General features: G+C 70.5%; 2 protein-coding genes and 1 pseudogene. 2 read left to right on the forward strand and 1 reads right to left on the reverse strand.

The features are described 5' to 3' along the window. A pseudogene (locus ACTHJJ_RS11990) lies at positions 1–1,548 on the forward strand (hypothetical protein); the annotation flags it as partial. A gap of 28 nt (positions 1,549–1,576) precedes the next feature. On the opposite strand, the gene ACTHJJ_RS11995 reads toward ACTHJJ_RS11990, so the two are convergent. Further along, positions 1,577–2,395 carry a class I SAM-dependent methyltransferase gene (locus tag ACTHJJ_RS11995; protein WP_440303175.1) on the reverse strand — a complete coding sequence of 273 codons (819 nt, stop codon included), beginning with the start codon at positions 2,393–2,395 and terminating at the stop codon, positions 1,577–1,579. A 158-nt stretch (positions 2,396–2,553) separates the two neighbouring features. Between ACTHJJ_RS11995 and ACTHJJ_RS12000 the strand changes: the two genes are divergently transcribed. Next, a partial coding sequence (locus ACTHJJ_RS12000; RefSeq protein ID WP_440303176.1) for a S1 RNA-binding domain-containing protein occupies positions 2,554–2,755 on the forward strand: 202 nt, incomplete at its 3' end.

Here is a 2,755-nt window from a genome sequence, read left to right on the forward strand (position 1 = left end):
GCCAAGGGCGCGAAGCAGCTCGACGACGGCGTGGGCCAGCTGGCCGCGGGCCTCGCGGAGGCGGGGGAGAAGGCGCCCGCCCTCATCGACGGCCTCGCGCAGGTCGCCGATGGCCTGGAGCAGGTGGACGGCGGCCTTGCCACCATGTCCGCGACGGTCGGCGGCCCGGACGTCAAAAAGATGCGGGCCGGCCTGGCCGCGATGTCGGCTGGGCTGGGCAGTGTGGGGAATCCGGACTCCCTGATCGGCGGGGTGGACCTGCTGCGCCAGCAGCTGCTGGCTGCCGGACCGGGCATCGACAAGATGGAGGCAGGGGTCTTCGGGACGATCGGTCAGAGCGCCTACGAGCAGCTGGGTTGTGCCATCAAGGTCATCAACGACCTCAACGACGGCGCGGTGAAGGGACAGGACCCCTGTTATGCAGCGACTGCGGGAACCCGACCGCTTCTTACCCCGACCGTTGACCCAACCCACAAGGCGGTCCTGACCGAGCTCGCCAAGCAGCTCAGCGTGGGCAGGGCCAAGCTGGCGGACCCGGCCAACACCAAGCCGAACATCGATGCCGCCCTGCCCGCTGACGCCACGCTCCAGCAGGGCCTCGCCTACCTACGTGGTCGGCTTCTCGAGCGGGCGGTCCCCGGACTCGCCACGGTGGAGTGCGGTCTCAGTGCTGCTTCCCTGCCCGTCTGCGACCTGACGAGGCCGGGCCTCAAGGAGGCACTGGAGGGTGCCGGTGGACAACCGGGCATCATCGACGGCCTCGACGCTTTGACGAACGGCGTCATCAAGGCGATCGGCGGTGACACGGACACTGCAAAGGACGGCACCCTGCGCGGTGGGGTCCACTCGTTGCAAGGTGGCATCGACCTGATCGGGGAAGGTGGCCTGACGCTCCTCGACGGTCTGGGTCAGCTCTCCGACGGTGCGTCCGCGCTCAAGGCCGGCACTGGCCAGCTGGCCCAGGGTTCCTCGGACCTCATGGCCGGCACGGGCCAGCTCGCCGACGGCACGGTCGAGCTGAAGGACGGCACGGGACGTCTCGCGAACGGCGCGGGCCAGCTCGCCGACGGGGCGGGGCAGCTCTCGAGCGGGCTCGGCACGCTGGCCGGTGGCACCGTGCAGCTCGACGACGGCGCAGGGCAGCTCAGCAACGGGGCTCGGCAGCTCGCGGACGGGCTCGGCACCGCGGCAGACGGGGCGTCCAAGATCGCGGGCGGTCTCGACGAGGCGGCCGACGGGGCACCCGCCCTGACGGACGGGGCGCAGCGCCTCTCCGACGAGGGCACGAAGAAGCTCGTGGAGGCGGGCAAGTCGACCGCCGCCGACTATGGCCAGAAGTATGCGGTCATCCAAGCCGTGGCGGAGCGCGCCAAGAACGAGGGGATGGCCTACGGTGCGCCCGACGGAGCGGAGGGCTTCACGGCCTACTCGCTGGAGCTCGCCGGCGTCGACGGCGAGGGCGGACGCAACACGGGCCGCGCCGCGGGAGCCCTGGGCGCGTTCGCGCTCGGCGGGGGCCTGCTCTGGTGGCGCCGCCGGATCCTCTGACCAGGCCACTTGGAGGGGCTCCTGTTGCTCACTCGAGCGGCAGGGGCCCCTTCGCGCACACGAAGATCGCCGTGCCCGGGAAGAGTCGCCCGCGCAGCGGTGACCAGCCGCCCCACGGCTCGTCGTGCCCGGCCGGCCACTCCGGCTCGACGAGGTCGACGAGGGACAGGCCGGCGGCGGTGATCTCTCGGACCCGGTCACCGAGGGTGCGGTGGTGCTCGACGTAGGTCGCCCGCCCCGACGCGTCCTGCTCGACGTAGGGCGTCCGGTCGAAGTACGACTGCGTCACCGTCAGGCCGTGTGGTCCCGGGTCGTCGGGAAAGGCCCAGCGGATCGGGTGCGTGGTGGAGAACACGAACCGACCGCCGGGCCGCAGGACTCGGCACGCCTCGCGGAGCACGACATCCGAGTCGGCCACGAACGGGATCACCCCGTATGCCGTGAACACCACGTCGAAGGAGTCGTCGGCGAAGGGCAATAGCCGGCCGTCACACTGGACGAGGGGGAGTGGCCGGCCCGTGGCCCTCCGGTCGATCCGGGCCCCGGTGGCGAGCATCGCGTGCGACAGGTCCGAGGCGACGACCTCGGCCCCTTGGCCTGCCAGCCACCGGGAGCACTGTCCCGAGCCGGCGCCGATCTCGAGGACGCGTCGGCCGCGGACCTCGCCGAGCAGGTGGACGTCGGCCTCGCGGAGCCGCTCCGGTCCCCACACGAAGTCGCGGTCCCCGAGAAAGGCGCCATGCTCCGCGTAGTAGTCGGCCGCCTCACCGTCCCACCACGTCCGGTTGGCGCGGGCCGTCTCCTCGGCGGAAGCGGAACGGCGCGTCACATCGGAGGGCGAGCTCACGGCATACACCCGCTTTGACCGCGTCTGAGGCCCCCGGATAGGATGCATGAGCGCATCCGTGTGCTCAGATTCACCTGTCCACTCGGCGCCGTCCGGTCCTCCACTGGGTACCGACCTGCGCCACCAACATAACTGTCCACAATCGGAGTTCCTACTACATGACTGCCAACACGGTCGAAAAGACCGCTCCTGAGGTCGCCATCAACGACATCGGCTCTCAGGAAGACCTCCTTGCCGCGATCGACGCGACCATCAAGGACTTCAACGACGGCGACATCGTCGAGGGTCGCATCGTCAAGGTCGACCGGGACGAGGTCCTGCTCGACATCGGCTACAAGACCGAGGGCGTCATCCCCTCGC

This window comes from Intrasporangium sp. (genome assembly GCF_051961875.1).
Lineage (GTDB): Bacteria > Actinomycetota > Actinomycetes > Actinomycetales > Dermatophilaceae > Intrasporangium_A.